The 1368-nt window shown below is 54.0% G+C and carries 1 pseudogene; it reads left to right on the forward strand.

Going from position 1 to position 1368, the window contains the following annotated elements:
* Positions 1 to 283: 283 nt before the first annotated feature.
* Positions 284 to 1368 (forward strand): annotated as a pseudogene (locus tag Q0176_RS09855) (IS3 family transposase); the annotation flags it as partial.

A 1368-nucleotide genomic window follows, 5' to 3' on the forward strand; every position in this document is an offset into this window, starting at 1 on the left:
AAATCAACCTCGGCGTTTTTACGATTGCGCCGAGGATTTTCGTTGGTGGAGGCGGAGCGCCTTGTAGAGGTATCCACGACGGAAAAGTCTCGTCTCACCACCTGATTTCCTCAGCAATCCCCCGCTGGCACGGAGGTGTGCTCCCTGGACGATGAGGCAGGGTAATGGGGTATTTGTATAGTGGTCCCCATCTAGAGGACCAGGGTAAGAGTTAGGGTTAGTATAAGTCAGAGCACAGAAAAGGGGCGGAAGATGGAGAATAGAGGTCAGAGGTGATAGAGCCATGGGAGGCAAAGGCAATCGTTATAGTCCGCGGCTGAAAGCGGAAATTGCGTTAAGCGCGTATCGTAACAATAGGACCTTATCGGAATTATCTGCAGAATACGGTGTTTCTTCGATACAGATAGGACGCTGGAAAAAGACGCTGAGCGACAGGGCGTCCGAGCTTTTTGAGACGGGAAGCTCCATGGACCTGGAAAAGATCACCGACCCGTTGTACAAGGAAATTGGGCGTCTGAAAATGGATATCGAGTGGCTCAAAAAAAAACGAGGAGGAATTGAGCGTCGCTGAACGGCGCAGTTTCGTCGATCCATGCGATGCCGAGATGAGCGTCAGGCGCCAGTGCGAGCTTTTGGCATTGAACCGTTCGGGCTATTACCGATCGCTGTTGCCCTGCAGGGAGAGTGAGGCCAACGAAGAACTGATGAAGGCCATAGACCGGCAGTATATCCAGACACCGTTCTATGGGAGCCGGAGGATGGCTATCTGGCTCAAAGGCCAGGGATATGCGGTCAACCGTAAGCGAGTGATGCGTCTGATGCGCAAGATGGGGCTGGAAGGCCAGGCTCCCGGCCCCTCGACGAGCAAGCCCCATCCGGAGCACAAGGTCTATCCGTATCTGCTCCGCGGTCTTGAGATAACGTCCGTCAACCAGGTATGGAGCACGGATATTACGTACATTCCTCTGAGGCAGGGATACATGTATCTGACGGCGGTAATGGACTGGCACAGCCGTTATGTGCTGTCGTGGGAGCTGTCGAACACCCTGGACAGCGAGTTCTGTGTGAGGGCGCTGGAGGCGGCATTGAGGCGGGGTAAGCCTGAGATATTCAACACGGACCAGGGCAGTCAATTTACGAGCGATGATTTTACGAGCCGGCTTTTGGACAGGGCGATACGCATCAGCAGGGATGGCCGGGGTCGTGCGTTGGACAACATTTTTATTGAGCGTCTATGGCGAAGCCTGAAGTACGAGTGCATCTACCTGAACGAGTATGAGAATGTGCCCGAATTGCTGGAGGGACTGAGGTGGTGGTTCAGGTTTTATAACGAGGAGCGGCCTCATACGTCCTTGCCGGGAAAGGCAA

The sequence above is a fragment of the uncultured Fretibacterium sp. genome, from assembly GCF_938040765.1.
Lineage (GTDB): Bacteria > Synergistota > Synergistia > Synergistales > Aminobacteriaceae > CAJPSE01.